The sequence below is a fragment of the Aurantiacibacter sp. KMU-128 genome (genome assembly GCF_056933515.1).
On record NZ_JBXORT010000001.1, the window covers coordinates 1,190,215 to 1,205,036 of the forward strand.

General features: G+C 62.5%; 15 protein-coding genes. 10 read left to right on the forward strand and 5 right to left on the reverse strand.

From position 1 onward, the window contains the following. Nucleotides 1-30: 30 nt before the first annotated feature. The 3 genes from gshB to rsmI form a co-directional block, all read right to left on the reverse strand. The gene (gene gshB, locus ACS0VV_RS06050) at nucleotides 31-1,020 is read right to left on the reverse strand and encodes a glutathione synthase (protein WP_483531826.1); all 990 of its coding nucleotides are present in this window, start codon (nucleotides 1,018-1,020) and stop codon (nucleotides 31-33) included. Nucleotides 1,021-1,119: 99 nt separating this feature from the next. Then, nucleotides 1,120-1,470 carry a YraN family protein gene (locus tag ACS0VV_RS06055; protein ID WP_483531827.1) on the reverse strand — a complete coding sequence of 117 codons (351 nt, stop codon included), beginning with the start codon at nucleotides 1,468-1,470 and terminating at the stop codon, nucleotides 1,120-1,122. Further along, nucleotides 1,467-2,309, reverse strand: a complete 843-nt coding sequence (gene rsmI, locus ACS0VV_RS06060; protein WP_483531828.1) for a 16S rRNA (cytidine(1402)-2'-O)-methyltransferase — start codon at nucleotides 2,307-2,309, stop codon at nucleotides 1,467-1,469. Before rsmI ends, ACS0VV_RS06055 begins: the two co-directional genes overlap by 4 nt. A gap of 39 nt (nucleotides 2,310-2,348) precedes the next feature. On the opposite strand from rsmI, the gene ACS0VV_RS06065 reads away from it, so the two are divergent. The 6 genes from ACS0VV_RS06065 (at nucleotide 2,349) to ACS0VV_RS06090 (ending at nucleotide 9,049) form a co-directional block, all read left to right on the forward strand. Beyond that, nucleotides 2,349-3,518, forward strand: a complete 1,170-nt coding sequence (locus ACS0VV_RS06065) for a penicillin-binding protein activator (protein WP_483531829.1) — start codon at nucleotides 2,349-2,351, stop codon at nucleotides 3,516-3,518. Between the two features lie 61 nt (nucleotides 3,519-3,579). Next, nucleotides 3,580-5,571: a DNA topoisomerase IV subunit B gene (gene parE, locus ACS0VV_RS06070; RefSeq protein ID WP_483531830.1), complete on the forward strand. Its 1,992-nt coding sequence runs from the start codon at nucleotides 3,580-3,582 to the stop codon at nucleotides 5,569-5,571. Continuing rightward, the gene (locus tag ACS0VV_RS06075) at nucleotides 5,571-6,437 is read left to right on the forward strand and encodes a DUF817 domain-containing protein (protein ID WP_483531831.1); all 867 of its coding nucleotides are present in this window, start codon (nucleotides 5,571-5,573) and stop codon (nucleotides 6,435-6,437) included. The genes parE and ACS0VV_RS06075 overlap by 1 nt, the downstream gene beginning before the upstream one ends. Before the next feature lie 68 nt (nucleotides 6,438-6,505). After that, complete coding sequence (locus ACS0VV_RS06080; RefSeq protein WP_483531832.1) at nucleotides 6,506-7,801, forward strand: serine hydrolase; 1,296 nt, start codon at nucleotides 6,506-6,508, stop codon at nucleotides 7,799-7,801. A 195-nt stretch (nucleotides 7,802-7,996) separates the two neighbouring features. Further along, nucleotides 7,997-8,635, forward strand: a complete 639-nt coding sequence (locus tag ACS0VV_RS06085; RefSeq protein WP_483531833.1) for a hypothetical protein — start codon at nucleotides 7,997-7,999, stop codon at nucleotides 8,633-8,635. A 54-nt stretch (nucleotides 8,636-8,689) separates the two neighbouring features. Beyond that, a complete protein-coding gene (locus ACS0VV_RS06090) occupies nucleotides 8,690-9,049 on the forward strand; it encodes a hypothetical protein (protein WP_483531834.1) in 360 nt (119 codons plus the stop codon). Here the strand turns inward: ACS0VV_RS06090 and ACS0VV_RS06095 are convergent. Both ACS0VV_RS06095 and ACS0VV_RS06100 read right to left on the reverse strand, forming a co-directional pair. Next, the gene (locus ACS0VV_RS06095; protein ID WP_483531835.1) at nucleotides 9,043-10,245 is read right to left on the reverse strand and encodes an exo-beta-N-acetylmuramidase NamZ family protein; all 1,203 of its coding nucleotides are present in this window, start codon (nucleotides 10,243-10,245) and stop codon (nucleotides 9,043-9,045) included. The genes ACS0VV_RS06090 and ACS0VV_RS06095 overlap by 7 nt on opposite strands. Then, nucleotides 10,242-10,787, reverse strand: coding sequence for a DOMON-like domain-containing protein (locus ACS0VV_RS06100; RefSeq protein WP_483531836.1), 546 nt, complete (start codon nucleotides 10,785-10,787; stop codon nucleotides 10,242-10,244). Before ACS0VV_RS06100 ends, ACS0VV_RS06095 begins: the two co-directional genes overlap by 4 nt. Before the next feature lie 56 nt (nucleotides 10,788-10,843). Here ACS0VV_RS06100 and tyrS point away from each other — a divergent pair, with 56 nt between their 5' ends. From tyrS to cysK, 4 genes are all read left to right on the forward strand, one after another. Next, complete coding sequence (gene tyrS, locus ACS0VV_RS06105; RefSeq protein WP_483531837.1) at nucleotides 10,844-12,079, forward strand: tyrosine--tRNA ligase; 1,236 nt, start codon at nucleotides 10,844-10,846, stop codon at nucleotides 12,077-12,079. A gap of 65 nt (nucleotides 12,080-12,144) precedes the next feature. Continuing rightward, nucleotides 12,145-12,483, forward strand: a complete 339-nt coding sequence (locus ACS0VV_RS06110; protein ID WP_483531838.1) for a PilZ domain-containing protein — start codon at nucleotides 12,145-12,147, stop codon at nucleotides 12,481-12,483. 152 nt (nucleotides 12,484-12,635) lie between these two features. Then, nucleotides 12,636-13,871, forward strand: coding sequence for an MFS transporter (locus tag ACS0VV_RS06115; protein WP_483531839.1), 1,236 nt, complete (start codon nucleotides 12,636-12,638; stop codon nucleotides 13,869-13,871). A 3-nt stretch (nucleotides 13,872-13,874) separates the two neighbouring features. Next, complete coding sequence (gene cysK, locus ACS0VV_RS06120; RefSeq protein ID WP_483531840.1) at nucleotides 13,875-14,795, forward strand: cysteine synthase A; 921 nt, start codon at nucleotides 13,875-13,877, stop codon at nucleotides 14,793-14,795. Nucleotides 14,796-14,822 lie beyond the last annotated feature (27 nt).

Below are 14,822 nucleotides of genomic sequence, written 5' to 3' on the forward strand. Positions count from 1 at the left end.
ACTTGCAAAATCTGTAAACCTAAAGTTTGGTTAACATTTGGTAAATCGCTTTACCTTTGCAGAAACCATTGCCGCGTGCCGACGTTCCAGAGCATCCCAGATCATCCCCGGCGTGTCGGTGCCGTTGAAACGGTCAATGCCGACAATTCCGGTAGGCGATGTCACGTTAATTTCGGTCAGCCATTCGCCGCCGATCACGTCGATGCCGACAAATGTGAGCCCGCGCCGCTTCAGGTCTGGCCCCATCGCGGCGCAAATCTCTTGCTCGCGCGCGGTCAGCTCGGTCGCCTCCGCGCTGCCACCTTGCGCAAGGTTGGAGCGGAACTCGCCCGCTCCCGGTCGCCGGTTAATCGCGCCCGCAATCTCGCCATCGACCAGCACGATACGTTTGTCGCCCTCGGCCACGCTGGGGAGGAAAGGCTGCACCATATGCGGTTCGGGCCAGGTCTGGTTGAAGACCTCGAACAGCGCCGACAGATTGGTGCCCTCCGCATCCACTTTGAAAATCGCTTTGCCGCCATTGCCGTGAAGCGGCTTCACCACCACCGCACCGTGCTGCCTCTGGAAATCGCGCACATCGTCGAGCACGCGGGTGATGAGCGTCGGCGGCATGAAATGCGCGTAATCGAGCACATACATCTTTTCGGGCGCATTGATGACTTCGCGCGGATCGTTGCTGACCAGCGTCTTGCCCTTGAGCCGGTCGAGCAGCAACGCGGCGCTGATATAGCCGAGGTGGAACGGCGGGTCCTGCCGCATCAGGATAACGTCAATATCGTCTGCCAGATCGATTTTCTGCAAATCGCCTGCGGTGAAGTGGTTGCCTTCGACGCGCTGGACATTGGTAACAGGCCGCGCCCAGGCGCACACGCTGCCGTCCTGCCAGCTCAGCGTCGTGACGTCATAGTGCCAGATTGTATGCCCCCTCGCCTGCGCTGCGAGCATCAGCGCGAAGCTGGAATCGCCCGCGATTTTAATGCTTTCCAGCGGGTCCATCTGGACGGCTACGCGAAGTGTCATAAATATTCCTCGTCATTGCGAGCGGAGCGAAGCAATCCAGTCCTGCCCTTGCTGGATTGCCGCTTCGCCTGCGGCTCCTCGCAATGACGGGACAGAAACTCACGGCATCCAAGCATTGGTGATGTGGCGAGGCTGCTCGCCGGGTGCAAGGAGTATGACGTCGACGCGCAAATCCTCGCCGTTTCCGGCATATTCATGCGCTACGGCTTCTGCGGCTGCGGCAACCCGGGCGAGGCGGTACTCGTCGATCGCAAGGTCGAGATCGGCCGCTTTGCGCCGCCATTTGACTTCGACAAAGGCGATCAGGCCGTCCTGCCGAGCCACCAGGTCAATTTCGCCAACCTTGGTTTTGCGGCGTTTGGCGAGGATTTCCCAGCCCTGTGCCTCCAGCCATGCGGCGGCCTCGTCCTCGGCCTTGCGCCCCCTCGCCTCCGCTACTTGGCGCTTCATTCGCCTTTGAGCTCCATCGCTCTGGCATAGAGCAGCTTGCGGTCGAGCCCGGTAGCCTTGCCAACTTGCGCTGCGGCCTTGGAGGCCTTCTCGGTCTTGAGAAGGTCGAGCAACATCGCATCGGCATCGGCGGGATCGGCCTCGGCTTCGACCGGTGGGCCGACCAGCAGCACGATTTCACCCTTGGGCGGATGCGCGGTGTAATGTGCCAGCAGATCGGTTGCCGTCCCGGTGCGGCATTCCTCGTAAAATTTGGTCAATTCGCGCGCTACAGCCACCCGCCGCGAGGGCATAATCGATTCAATCGCCGCAAGGCTTTTGGTGAGGCGCGGCGCGGTTTCGAAAAAGATCAGGGTCGAGCGGATCGGGGCCAATTCTTCCAACATATCGCGCCGCGCCTTGTCCTTGTTGGGGAGGAAACCGGCGAACAGGAAACGGTCATTGGGCAGGCCTGACAACGCCAAGGCCGTAAGCGGAGCGTTGGCTCCGGGAAGCGCCGTCACGGGAATGCCCGCTTCTTTCGCGTCGATGACCAGGCGATAGCCCGGATCGGAAACAAGCGGCATTCCCGCATCGCTCACCAGAGCCACCGCCTTGACCCGCATCGATTCGACCAGCCGCGCGCGGTCATTGGGAGCGGAGTGGTCATCATAGCGCCACAGGGGTTTGGAAATCCCCAGATGCTTCAGCAACTTGCCCGTCACCCGCGTATCCTCGCAGGCGATAGTATCGCAGCGCGCCAGCGTCTCCACCGCACGTATGGTGATGTCGCCGAGATTGCCAATCGGCGTGGCAACGATATAGAGGCCGGGAGCAAGGGGAGCGCCGTCTTGGGTCACGCGCACCCCCATGAACGAATTTATGCGAGGACGGCAAGCATGATCGGGTATTTGAAGCGCGCGGCGCTTGTGGGAATGGCAACTCTAATGCTCGGTGCTTGCGCCGTGGTGCCGGATACGACCGGCGGGTTGGCAGGGACAGGTCCGGTGGCGGATGCGCCGGTCATCGATACGACGCCTGCCGCCGATGTCTTGCCGACCGACACAGATCGCCACCGCGTTGCTTTGCTGGTGCCGTTGTCGGGCGCGAATGCCAATGTCGGGCAGTCGATTGCGAACGCCACCACTATGGCGCTGCTCGATACCGGTGCGGATAATCTGCGCATCACCACCTATGATACGGCAGGTGGTGCTTCCGAAGCTGCCCGCCGGGCGATTGCGGATGGCAACCAGCTGATCCTCGGCCCGCTCCAGCGTGCCGATGTCGGCGATGTGCTGGCGCAGGCGCGCCCCGCCGATGTGCCGATGATTACCTTTTCCAACGACACCACGGTCGCGCGGAATGACGTGTTCGTGATGGGCCAAATCCCCGAGCAGGCGGTTGCCCGTGCGGTCAATTTCGCGATCGACCAGGGCGCGCGCAACTTTGCGGCGCTTGCACCACGCGGCGATTACGGTGACCGCTCGCTCAACGCCCTCGATCAGGCGCTGGCAGCGCGTGGTGCGCGGCTGGTGACAGTCGAGCGGTATGACCGCACCAACACCTCGATCATCAGCGCGGCAGACCGGCTGCGGGCGGCGGGCGGATATGATACCGTGCTGATTGCCGACAACGCGCAATTGGCCGCGACCGCTGCGCCACGCCTGAAGAATGCCGGCGATGCGCTGCCCTCCATTCTCGGCACCGAATTGTGGAGCCGCGAGGATTCGCTCACCCAGGTGCCCGAGTTGCGCGGCGCATGGTTCGCCACTGTCTCGGATGACCGCTACCGCCAGTTCGCCGACAGCTATGATGCGCGCTTCGGATCAGAGCCATTCCGCGTTGCCTCGCTGGGCTATGACGCCGTGCTGCTGACCCTGCGGATCACGCGCGATTGGGTTCCGGGGCGTGACTTGCCCGATGGCCTGCTGACTGCTGACGGCGGCTTCCTTGGCCTCGACGGTGCCTTCCGCTTCCGCACCAACGGCGTGGGAGAGCGGGCCTTCGAAGTGCGCCAGATCGGTAATGGCGCTTTCACTATCGTTGATCCTGCGCCTACCGGGTTCTGAGGGCGGATAACCCCGCGAACTCGCTTGTCGGCGGAGTCCCGCTGGGCCTATATCCGTACGCATGAGTGATGATCTTTTTGACGGGCCCGCTGCTTCCGGCGGCGATTATGATTCCTCCTCCATCGAGGTGCTGGAAGGTCTCGAACCCGTCCGCCGTCGGCCCGGCATGTATATCGGCGGCACTGATGATCGCGCGTTGCACCACCTCGCCGCCGAAGTGCTCGACAATGCGATGGACGAGGCGGTGGCGGGCCATGCCAACCGCATCGAAATGGTGCTGGAGGAAGGCAACCGCCTGACCATCACCGACAATGGTCGCGGCATTCCGGTGGACGAGCACCCGAAGTTTCCCGGCAAGTCCTCGCTCGAAGTCATTCTGTCAACGCTGCATTCGGGCGGCAAGTTTTCGGGCAAAGCCTATGCCACCAGCGGCGGCTTGCACGGCGTCGGGGTGAGCGTGGTCAACGCGCTCTCCAGCCTCACGCGGGTGGAGGTTGCTCGCGCCAAACAGGTTTATGCGCAGGAATTCTCGCGCGGCGTTCCGCAGGGCAAAATTGCCAAGATCGGCGACACGCCCAATCGGCGCGGGACAAGCGTGACCTTCATTCCTGACACGGAAATTTTCGGCGACCGGCAGTTCAATCCCAAGCGGCTGTTCAAACTCGCGCGCTCCAAGGCATACCTCTTCGCGGGCGTCGAAATCCGCTGGAAATGCGCGCCCGCGCTCGCTTCTGACGATGTGCCTGCCGAGGCAACATTCCAGTTCCCCGGCGGCCTTGCCGACCACCTGAAGGAACAGGTCGGCAATCGCGAATGCGTTACCGCCGATTTCTTCACCGGCAATCAGGATTTCCCCGAGAATGATGACGGGGTGCAGCAGGGCCGCGTCGAATGGGCGGTTGCCTGGCCGCTATGGTCGGACGGATCGACCAGCTGGTATTGCAACACCGTGCCCACCCCCGATGGCGGCACCCACGAAGCAGGCCTGCGCGCCGCGCTCACCAAGGGCCTGCGCGCGTTCGGCGAGCTCACCGGAGTGAAGAAGGCCAAAGACCTCACCGCTGATGACGTTATGACCGGCGCCGAGATCATGCTCAGCGTTTTCATCCGCGACCCGCAATTCCAGTCGCAGACCAAAGATCGCCTGACATCGCCTGAAGCGGCGCGCTTGGTGGAAAACGGCGTGCGCGACCGTTTCGACCAGTTCCTCACCGACAATATGGAGCGCGGCAAGGCGCTGCTCGGCTCGGTGATGGAGCGCATGGAGGAACGCCTCAAGCGCAAGCAGGAACGCGAGATCAAGCGCAAGACTGCGACTAACGCCAAAAAGCTGCGCCTGCCCGGAAAGCTCACCGATTGCAGCGGCGATGGCGAAGGCGAGACCGAGCTGTTTATCGTCGAGGGGGATTCGGCAGGCGGGTCCGCCAAGCAGGCGCGCAACCGCAAGACGCAGGCAATCCTGCCCATTCGCGGCAAGATCCTCAACGTCGCTAGCGCCACTGCCGACAAAATCCGCGCCAATTCCGAGATCGCCGATCTCGCGCTCGCGCTGGGCTGCGGGATGCGCAAGGATTGCGACGCCGAGAACCTGCGCTACGACCGCGTCGTCATCATGACCGACGCGGATGTCGACGGCGCGCATATCGCGACGCTGCTTATGACGTTCTTCTTCCAGGAAATGCCCGAACTGGTGCGCGGCGGGCACCTCTATCTGGCGCAGCCGCCGCTCTATCGCCTGACCGCCGGCAAAGAGAGCCTCTACGCCCGCGATGACGAGCACCGGGCGGAGATCGAGAGCACCGTGTTCAAAGGCAAAAAGGTCGAAGTCAGCCGCTTCAAAGGCCTCGGCGAAATGAACCCCGGCCAGCTGCGCGAAACGACCATGGACCCCGCCACCCGCAGCCTCATCCGCATAACCCTGCCCGAACAGCACGAACAACGTTTCGCAGTGAAAGAACTGGTCGACCAGTTGATGGGCCGCAACCCCGAACACCGCTTCAACTTCATCCAGAACCGCGCGGGCGAGATCGATCGCGAGATGATTGATGCGTGATGGCTGAGGACGCGGGGCGCTCGCAAACCCGCTTCGCCGCGATCCGCGCGCGGCTTGAGGCGTTTGCGCCGCCCCCCGGCCCAACCGCTTGGACGTACGAATTCCTTCTGTTCGGTTTAAAGCAGGCTTGGGCGTGCCTGTTCGGCGGGTTGATGCTCGCGCTGCTGCTGGTGACGCATTTGTTCTATCCCGACGATGCCGCTCTGCACCGCTATGATTTCCTGACGCTCGCGGCGCTCGGCATCCAAATTGCGATGCTCGCCTTCAAGCTGGAGACGTGGGACGAGGCGAAGGTGATCCTTGCTTTTCACGTTGTCGGCACGGTGATGGAGATATTCAAGACCGCCGTGGGATCATGGGTCTATCCCGAAGAGGCGATGCTGCGCATTGGCGGTGTCCCGCTGTTTTCGGGCTTCATGTATGCGGCCGTTGGCAGCTATATCGCCCGCGTCTGGCGGATCTTCGATTTTCGGTTCGAGCCCTATCCGAAACTCTGGCTCACATGGATCACCGCCATCGCGATTTACGCGAACTTCTTCGCGCATCATTATCTGCCCGATATCCGCTATCTGCTCTTCGGCGCGGTTGCCTTGCTCTTCTGGCGCACGCGCATCTATTTCACCATGTGGCAGCGCCCGCGCTGGATGCCGCTGATTGTCGGGTGGCTGCTCGTCGCACTGTTTATCTGGTTTGCGGAGAATATCGCGACTTTCGCCAATGCTTGGGCCTATCCCGATCAGGAGGCGGGTTGGCAGATGGTGTCGCTCGCCAAGCTGGGATCGTGGTATTTGTTGATGTATATCAGCTTTGTGCTGGTCGCGGTGGTGGCCACGCCTCGCCCTTTGCCGAGTAATCGCACCACCTGAGCCGGTGCTGCGTTGACCTTGCCGCAACCTCTCCCCAAATTGGTTCGCGAACCAGAGGGGACTGACCGATGAAATCGCTATTCGCCGCCGTTGCCGCTTTTGCCCTTGTGCCCACTTTCACGCCCGCGCCGGCTTTTGCGCAAGATGTCGAGGCGCGCGCTGCCGTCTCCGCCTCGCTGCAACAGCGCGCCAGCGATGTGGTGGAGGCGATACGTGGCGAAATGCCCTATGCCGATGTGTTCAACGCCGCCTTTCGCGCGCAGGTGCCCGAAGCGCAGTTCCTTACCATCGCCACACAACTGGAAGGCCAGTTCGGCACGCTAATCGGGCTTGATGGTGTCGAGGCGGAGTCTTCCACCGCCGGTGAAATCCGCATCCGTTTTGAACGGGGCATGGCGACGGCCAATCTCTCTATCGAAGGCCAGGCCCCGCATCTGGTGAACGGCCTGCTGCTGACCGGTGTCGAGCCGATCAATGACAGCGTTGACGCGCTGGTTGCGGACGTCGCGGCGCTTCCGGGGCAGAGCAATCTGCTCGTGATGCAACTGGGCGCAGACACGCCGATAGCGGCGCACAATGCGGAAATGCCGCTGGCTCTGGGCTCGGCCTTCAAGCTCTATGTTCTGTCCGCGCTGGCGCACGCGGTGGAAGCGGGCGACCTGGAGTGGGAGGACACTGTCGCGCTCTCGACCCGCAGCTATCCCAGCGGCGTGATGCAGGATTGGCCCGAAGGAGCGCCGGTGACTTTGCACACGCTGGCCACCTTAATGATCTCGATCAGCGACAACACCGCGACCGACCAGTTGATTGCCGTGCTTGGGCGTGAGGCGGTGGAGGCCGAAGTCGCTGCCACCGGCCATGCCGACCCGGCGCTGATGCGCCCGCTCCTCACCACGCGCGAGCTGTTTATGCTCAAGTCCGAGCCCGGTTTTGACGGCGCGGCCTATCTCGCGCTCGGCGAGGACGAGCGGCGCGCGCGACTGGCGTCGCTTGCCGGTGCGGAGCGCGCCGACAACGACATCCTTTCCGCTTTCAGCAACGGGCCGAACAATATCGATGTCGAATGGTTTGCATCGCCGATTGATATGGCGGCGCTGTTCCAGCGGATCACTGCGCGCGCGGACGAGACGGCGCTTGGCGTGATGGGCGTGAATCCGGCCGCCAGCGACAATATCGCCGAAAACTGGGACTATATCGGCTTCAAGGGCGGATCGGAGCCGGGCGTGCTCAATCTCACCTGGCTGCTGCGCAATGCCGAAGGCGAGTATTTCATCGTCTCGCTGGGCTGGAACAATCCCGATGCCGAGGTGGAGCTGGCGACACTCAATCTGCTCGGAATGCGGGCGATCGCTTTGGCTGATTAGAAGCGGCACTGGCCACTGGCACTTCACGCCACCTTGGCTTAGGCTGGCTGCGAGAGTGGTCGTTTGAGAGGAACAATGCTGAAGCACCAGGGCTCCGGTCGGCGCGAGACAGCAATCCGGGGTAGCGCACAGGATACCTCCGTCCGGACATCGGCGGATCGGCGACGCAAGCGCGTCCTGATAGGGCTCGGTCTGTTGGCGGCAGCGGGATTGGCGGTGGCAGGCGGAATGGCGCTGGGCGAATATGCCAGCGTTCCGGGCAGCAGAAGTGACGAAGCCTCGACACCGCTTCCGCGCACAACGCGCCCTGCCGAAAGTCCCGCGCCCCCCGCTGTTCCCGCGGTAGATCGTCCCCGTGAAATCCTGCCGCAAGTGGCGGTGGCAACCCGTGTCGCGCCTGAATCCGGCCGGATAGCGATCAATCCCGATAGCTGGGTCCGCCAACAGCATTTGCCGCGCCAGATGTATGGCAATCAGGACGTCAGTGGCACGGTTGTGGCTTATCTGACCGTTGCTGGGGATGGCGATGTGACGGGCTGCACAATCGGGGGCAACAGCCGCGTGACACCCGCGCAAATGCTTAATGCTTCGGCAACTGGAGTCTGCCGCGCCTTGCTGGCCAATGCCCGTTTCGAGCCGCTAACCGAAACACCAATGGCCCCCAAGGAGTCAGGGGTGGACGAAGCGCAAGGGCAGGATGACATCCGCCAGCCTGTACCAGACACGGATCAGCCGGACGCTCCTGAGACGCATACACCGCGCAACTCGCAGGTGATGGTGCAAGTAGCGTTCCGCACCGGGCGGTCACAAGCGCGCACCGCCTCACCGGAGTAAGGGTTCACCCGCTTGCGCGGCGATGGTATGCTCCGGGTCATGAAAGGAGTTTGCATGATGTCTCGCCGCCGCTTTCCCGCCGCCTGCCTGTTGATCGCTCCGTTCCTTATCGGCAATGCCGATCCCGAAGCGGAACAGCCGGGCTTGGTTCTTCCCGAAACGCTCAACGCGCCAAACTTCCAGAGCGTTACACCGCTGGAACCACGCAATTGCACGGACACGTGGGAAACCGTGATGGAGGAGCGCGGGCAGGCCCGATTCCGCCGTGAACCGGCTTCGCCCGACAGTCCCCAAATGGTGCGCGCGGTCGATTATGACATCGACGGGTGCGATTTTCTGGTGACCGGCGCGGGCATCCAGCCGCTGCCGCCGCGTCCGCAGGCCAATGCGCCGCTGTTGCACCGCGCTCAGTAAAGTAGCAGCTCCGCCACCTCTTCGCGCCACTTTGCTTCATCGGGCGCGGCCAGCGCGTCGAGATCGGCAGGCATTGACGCAGCGTCATCCACCCATTTACGCAATCCCGGCCCGCCATTGATCACATCGATGGCGAGGACATTGTCGGTATATTCGTATTTGAAATCGGTGCCGCGCCATAGCGGGTAATCGGGGTAGAGGCTGCGGATCGCTTTGAAGGCGAGCGCCTGCAAACGCCAAGGAAGGAATGCCTCGTGATCGTAGAACGAGCCTTCGGCATGGATCATCAGCGCGTTGCACAGCTTGCCTGCGTGCTTGTGAAAGGTCGGTTCGAACCAGCATTCTCGCAGGGCGCAGCCCGCGAGCCAGTCCGGAGCGAGCCGACGCATTTCGGCCAACACCGCCTTCGCATCCACATCGGGCGCGCCGAACAGCACTTCGAGCGGGCGCGTGGTGCCCCTCCCTTCGCTCAGGGTTGCGCCTTCGAGCATCACCGTGCCCGCATAGGCGCGCGCCATATTGAGATTGGCGGCATTCGGGCTGGGATTGATCCAGATGCGGCTTTCCGGCCAGCCGTGTCCGGGGCCTTCAGGCAGCCAGTGATGCATGGTGATAACGCGATAGTCGACGTCGAGACCGAAATGGCGAATGAACCAGTGCCCCATCTCGCCCATCGTTAGCCCGTGTCGCATCGGCATGGGCGCAGCACCGACAAAGCTTTCGTGCCCCGGCACCAGCAGCGTGCCTTCTACCGGTCTACCCGCCGGATTGGGCCGGTCGAGCACCCACACCGTCTTCCCGTGCTTCGCTGCTTCTTCGAGCAGGTAAAGCAGCGTTGTGACAAAGGTGTAGATGCGGCAACCCAGATCCTGCAGGTCGAACAGAAAGACATCCGCGCTCGACATCATCTGCCCCGTCGGGCGGCGCACCTCGCCATAGAGCGAGAAGATGGGGATGCCGTAATGCGGATCGGTCTCGTCCGCTGTCTCCACCATATTGTCCTGTTTGTCACCCTTCAGCCCGTGCTGCGGGCCGAAGGCGCTGGTGACGTTCACACCCGCTGCCATCAGTGCATCAAGGCTGTGGGTCAGATTGGCTGTGACCGAGGCGGGGTGTGCCACGAGCGCAACGCGCCTTCCCTTGAGCGCGTCCAGCAGGTCTGGCTCCGTGATGAGCCTGTCGATTCCGAATTTCATGCTGCGCGGGTTCGCGCAAGACTTGCCGTGAAGCAAGAGGGATCGTGAAAATCCGGTGCGACGCCGCGATGGGCCAGCGCCCAATAGCTCTTCACGCCGCCCTCCTCCTCGATCACGGCTGACAGGCCAAGGCGGCAGGGCGGATCGGGCAATTGCGCGCGCGGAAGGCTCGCATCGAAGATCGCCATCGATTGCCCTAGCCGCATTGCGCAGTCAGGTTCGCGCGCAAAGGGACGTTCGGCCATGCCTTCGCGGTAGCCGCTAAAGTCGTAGGCTGCCCAGCGTTCTGAAGGGGAAAGGTTGAATTCGGCATAGGCTGCGTCTTCGCCCTTGGGCTGCATGAACAGCTCGAAACAGGTGGTCTGCCACAGATTGTCCGCGCGGCCCTTGCCCGCAAATGCCGGCACCACAAGCTTCGCCGCGCCGTCAATCCGCCAGCGGACGCGCAGCCAGCTATCGGTGACAGACAGCACGCGGGCTTCCACACGTTGCACGGCGAGCGGAGGATGGGCCGGGTGCGGGGCCAGTTCATACGTTTGCAAGCAGTGTTCCTCGTGCTAGGCGCCGCCACCTGGTTAAGAGGCCCCGGTACACCGAGATGACGACTTACACTTCCGATCTGCTGCAATTGCTTGAAGAGCGCGGCTATGTCCATCAGATGACGGATGCGGCGGGACTGGATGCCCTTGCTGCGCGGCAGATTGTGCCCGGCTATATCGGTTTCGACGCGACCGCGCCTTCTTTGCACGTTGGTTCGCTCGTGCAGATCATGATGCTGCGCCGGCTGCAGCAGACCGGGCATAAGCCGATTGTGGTGATGGGCGGCGGAACCACGAAGATCGGCGACCCTTCGGGCAAGGATGAAAGCCGCAAGATGCTGACCGCGGCGGATATCGAAGACAATATCGCCGGCATTCGCACCGTGTTCGAACGGCTGCTGACCTTCGGCGACGGCCCGACCGATGCGGTGATGGTCAATAATGACGATTGGCTGGGAGAGCTGGGCTATATCGAGCTGCTGCGCGATGTCGGTCCGCATTTCACTGTCAACCGGATGCTGACCTTCGATTCGGTCAAGCTGCGGCTCGAGCGCGAACAGCCGCTGACCTTCCTCGAATTCAATTACATGATCCTGCAGGCTTACGACTTCCTCGAACTCGCGCGGCGGCATGAGTGCCGCTTGCAGATGGGCGGGAGCGACCAGTGGGGCAATATCGTCAACGGCATGGAACTGGGCCGCCGGATGGAAGGCCGCGAGCTGTTTGGTCTGACCACACCGTTGCTGACCACTGCCGACGGTTCAAAGATGGGCAAGACGGCGGCGGGCGCAGTGTGGCTCAACGAGGCGCAACTGCCCGCCTATGACTTCTGGCAATATTGGCGCAATGCGGATGACCGAGATGTCGGGCGTTTCCTCAAACTCTTCACCGATCTACCGCTGGACGAAATCGCCCGCCTCGAAGCGCTCGAAGGCAGCAAGATCAACGCGGCCAAGATTGTGCTGGCGGACGAAGTCACCAAACTCGTGCGCGGCGAGCAGGCAGCATCTTCGGCCAAAGCAACGGCTGAGCAGACGTTCGCGGGTGGTGGCATGGGAGAAGACCTTCCCGCGCTGGCCATTCCGGCTGAAGGCATCCGTATCGGCGCGGCGCTGACCGAGCTCGGCTTTACCGCGTCCAATGGCGAGGCGAAGCGCAAGCTGGTCGAGGGTGCGGTCAAACTCGATGGCGAGACGATTACCGATCCCGGTCACCTGATCGCTTGCCCTGCGGCGGGCGCAGAGCTGCGCCTTAGCTTGGGCAAGAAACGGCACGCGATTCTGCGCCACGGCTGATTTTACACAATCTCCACCTTTTGCTGCGAAAAGACCCTCTGCAATTATACGGAGGGCCGCACCACATGGCTGGAGGCGCACAATTGTCAGTCACCGATCTGCGACGCGCGTCGCGGCATCCGGTGGATTTTTCGGTCATCGCAGAGCATCTGCTGCACGGTGATTTGAAGATGCACATTTCCAATGTGTCGGCACATGGCTTCATGACCGATGGCGCCGTGGAAGTTGCGCGCGGCGACCGCCTGATCGTCCGCCTGCCCGCAGTTGGCCGCATCGAAGCCTATTGCATCTGGGTGACCGACGATCGCGCCGGTTTCCAGTTCGAGCGGATCGTCCGGCTCGACGATTTCCAACGGATGATCTCCGAAATGCAGCCCAATCCGGCGTTGCGCCGCAGAGGCTGAGCGCGCGGCTAAGCGCGCGGCTGCGCTTTATACCGCACAATCTTTGCTAGCTTGGCAAGCGCCCTGCGCGCTGCCATGGCGCGCGGGTGAGTGCAACGCCCCACCCCTTTCGTATTGCCAATTACCGTGCGTACTGGCTGTCCCGCCTGAGCATGACTCTGGCGCTGGATGCCATGCTGCTGGTGATCCAGTGGCAGGCGTACAATCTCGCGCGCGATGGCGGGATGAGCGTGGCCGAGGGCGCAGGTCAGCTGGCCATTATCGGCCTGCTGCAATTCGTTCCGCTTTTCATCCTCACACCTTTTTCCGGGCTGGCGGCAGACAAGTTCGACCGGCGATCGCTGGCGCGGTTGACTGTGTTGCTCCAGCTGGTGTGCGCGGGCGTGTTGTTCTGGTTCACCTGGCAGGGCACGACGACTTTGCCGCTGCTTTTCGGCGTAGCGATCCTTCTGGGCATCGCCCGCTGCTTTGCCGGTCCGTCCTTGTCAGCCCTCGCCCCCAACCTTGTGCCCAAGAGCGTTCTGCCGACCGCTATCGCATTGTCCTCGATCTCCTGGCAGGTCGGACGGCTCGTTGGCCCGGCGATTGGTGCGGTGCTTTATGCGATCCAGCCCGAACTTCCCTATGCCGTGGCACTGGCCCTTTTCTCCATGTCGCTCGGAGCACTGTCGACTATCGGGAAGGTTCCGCAGCCCGCGATGCGCAAGGATCAGCGGCCCATCGGTGCCATTGTCGACGGGCTGCAATATGTCGGGCGCAACAAGATGGTGCTCGGCGCGATCACGCTCGATCTCTTCGCGGTGTTCCTCGCCGGTGCGAACGCACTGATTCCGGTCTTCGCGCGCGATATCCTGCACACCGACGAAACGGGCCTCGCGTTGCTGGCTTCGGCCACCCCTGCGGGCGCGATTATCACCGGACTGTTCTTCTCGATTAGGCCGTTGCACAGCAATGTCGGCCCCAAAATGTTGTGGGCGGTCGCGGTGTTCGGACTGGCGACCATCGGTTTCGCGCTGTCCACAAATCTGGTGCTGAGCCTCGTCATGCTGTTTATCATCGGCGCATCCGATATGTTCAGCGTCTATGTCCGCCAGTCGCTGATCCAGCTGCACACGCCCGATGACAAGCGTGGGCGGGTCTCGTCGGTCAGCATGATGACGATCAGCGCGTCCAACGAAGGCGGCGACGCGTTTTCGGGCGCGATGGCCTACGCTCTGGGGCCGGTCGCCGCGATTGTCGCTGGTGGCGCAGGCGCGCTCGCCATTGTCGCGCTGTGGAGCCGGATTTTCCCCGTTCTGCGCACCACCAGGACATTCGACCCGCCCGAAGAGTTGCACATCGCCCACGAAACCCAATCTAGCGAACAGCCCGCGAAACAAGGGAGCTGAGACATGAAGTTCGACAATATCCTGCAATCCATCGGCAACACGCCGCATATCCGCCTCTCCAAGCTGTTCCCTGACCACGAAGTATGGATCAAGAGCGAGCGGGCCAATCCCGGCGGATCGATCAAGGACCGCATCGCGCTCGCCATGGTCGAGGCGGCGGAGGCTGCAGGCGACCTGAAGCCGGGCGGCACCATTGTCGAGCCGACCAGCGGCAATACCGGCATCGGCCTTGCAATGGTCGCAGCGGTGAAAGGCTACAAGCTTGTGCTCGTCATGCCGGAAAGCATGAGCCTTGAACGCCGCCGCCTGATGCTCGCCTATGGTGCCAGCTTCGATCTGACGCCGAAGGAAAAAGGCATGAAGGGCGCGCTCGAACGCGCTGCCGAGCTGGTCGAGCAGACCGAAGGCGCGTGGATGCCGCAGCAGTTCGAGAACGCGGCGAACCCCGCCGTCCACGCGCGCACGACCGCGCAGGAAATCCTCGCCGACTTCGCCGACACACCTATCGATGCGATGATTACCGGTGTCGGCACGGGCGGCCACCTGACTGGTTGCGCAGAAGAACTGAAGAAGACTTGGCCCGCGATGAAAGCATGGGCGGTCGAGCCAGAGCTTTCCCCCGTCATTTCGGGCGGCCAACCCGGTCCGCACCCGATCCAGGGCATTGGCGCGGGCTTTATTCCCGGCAACCTCCACACCCAGTCGATCGACGGCGCGATTCCGGTTGATGCCGACGCGGCCAAAGCGATGGCACGGCGCGCGGCGGCGGAAGAAGGAATGCTGGTCGGCATAAGCTCCGGCGCGACGCTGGCCGCGATTGCAAAAAAGCTCCCCGATCTCGCCCCCGGCACCCGCGTGCTCGGCTTCAACTACGATACTGGCGAGCGTTACCTTTCGGTACCGGACTTCCTGCCCACGGAGTAGCTTCGGCAATCGATTGTGCGGCTCCTT

What these genes read in the sequence shown, in the direction of transcription:
- gshB (WP_483531826.1), bottom strand. Translation starts at nt 1,020, where the DNA reads ATGACACTTCGCGTAGCCGTCCAGATGGACCCGCTGGAAAGCATTAAA.
- ACS0VV_RS06055 (WP_483531827.1), bottom strand. Translation starts at nt 1,470, where the DNA reads ATGAAGCGCCAAGTAGCGGAGGCGAGGGGGCGCAAGGCCGAGGACGAG.
- ACS0VV_RS06065 (WP_483531829.1), top strand. Translation starts at nt 2,349, where the DNA reads ATGATCGGGTATTTGAAGCGCGCGGCGCTTGTGGGAATGGCAACTCTA.
- parE (WP_483531830.1), top strand. Translation starts at nt 3,580, where the DNA reads ATGAGTGATGATCTTTTTGACGGGCCCGCTGCTTCCGGCGGCGATTAT.
- ACS0VV_RS06075 (WP_483531831.1), top strand. Translation starts at nt 5,571, where the DNA reads ATGGCTGAGGACGCGGGGCGCTCGCAAACCCGCTTCGCCGCGATCCGC.
- ACS0VV_RS06080 (WP_483531832.1), top strand. Translation starts at nt 6,506, where the DNA reads ATGAAATCGCTATTCGCCGCCGTTGCCGCTTTTGCCCTTGTGCCCACT.
- ACS0VV_RS06090 (WP_483531834.1), top strand. Translation starts at nt 8,690, where the DNA reads ATGATGTCTCGCCGCCGCTTTCCCGCCGCCTGCCTGTTGATCGCTCCG.
- ACS0VV_RS06095 (WP_483531835.1), bottom strand. Translation starts at nt 10,245, where the DNA reads ATGAAATTCGGAATCGACAGGCTCATCACGGAGCCAGACCTGCTGGAC.
- tyrS (WP_483531837.1), top strand. Translation starts at nt 10,844, where the DNA reads ATGACGACTTACACTTCCGATCTGCTGCAATTGCTTGAAGAGCGCGGC.
- ACS0VV_RS06110 (WP_483531838.1), top strand. Translation starts at nt 12,145, where the DNA reads ATGGCTGGAGGCGCACAATTGTCAGTCACCGATCTGCGACGCGCGTCG.
- ACS0VV_RS06115 (WP_483531839.1), top strand. Translation starts at nt 12,636, where the DNA reads ATGACTCTGGCGCTGGATGCCATGCTGCTGGTGATCCAGTGGCAGGCG.
- cysK (WP_483531840.1), top strand. Translation starts at nt 13,875, where the DNA reads ATGAAGTTCGACAATATCCTGCAATCCATCGGCAACACGCCGCATATC.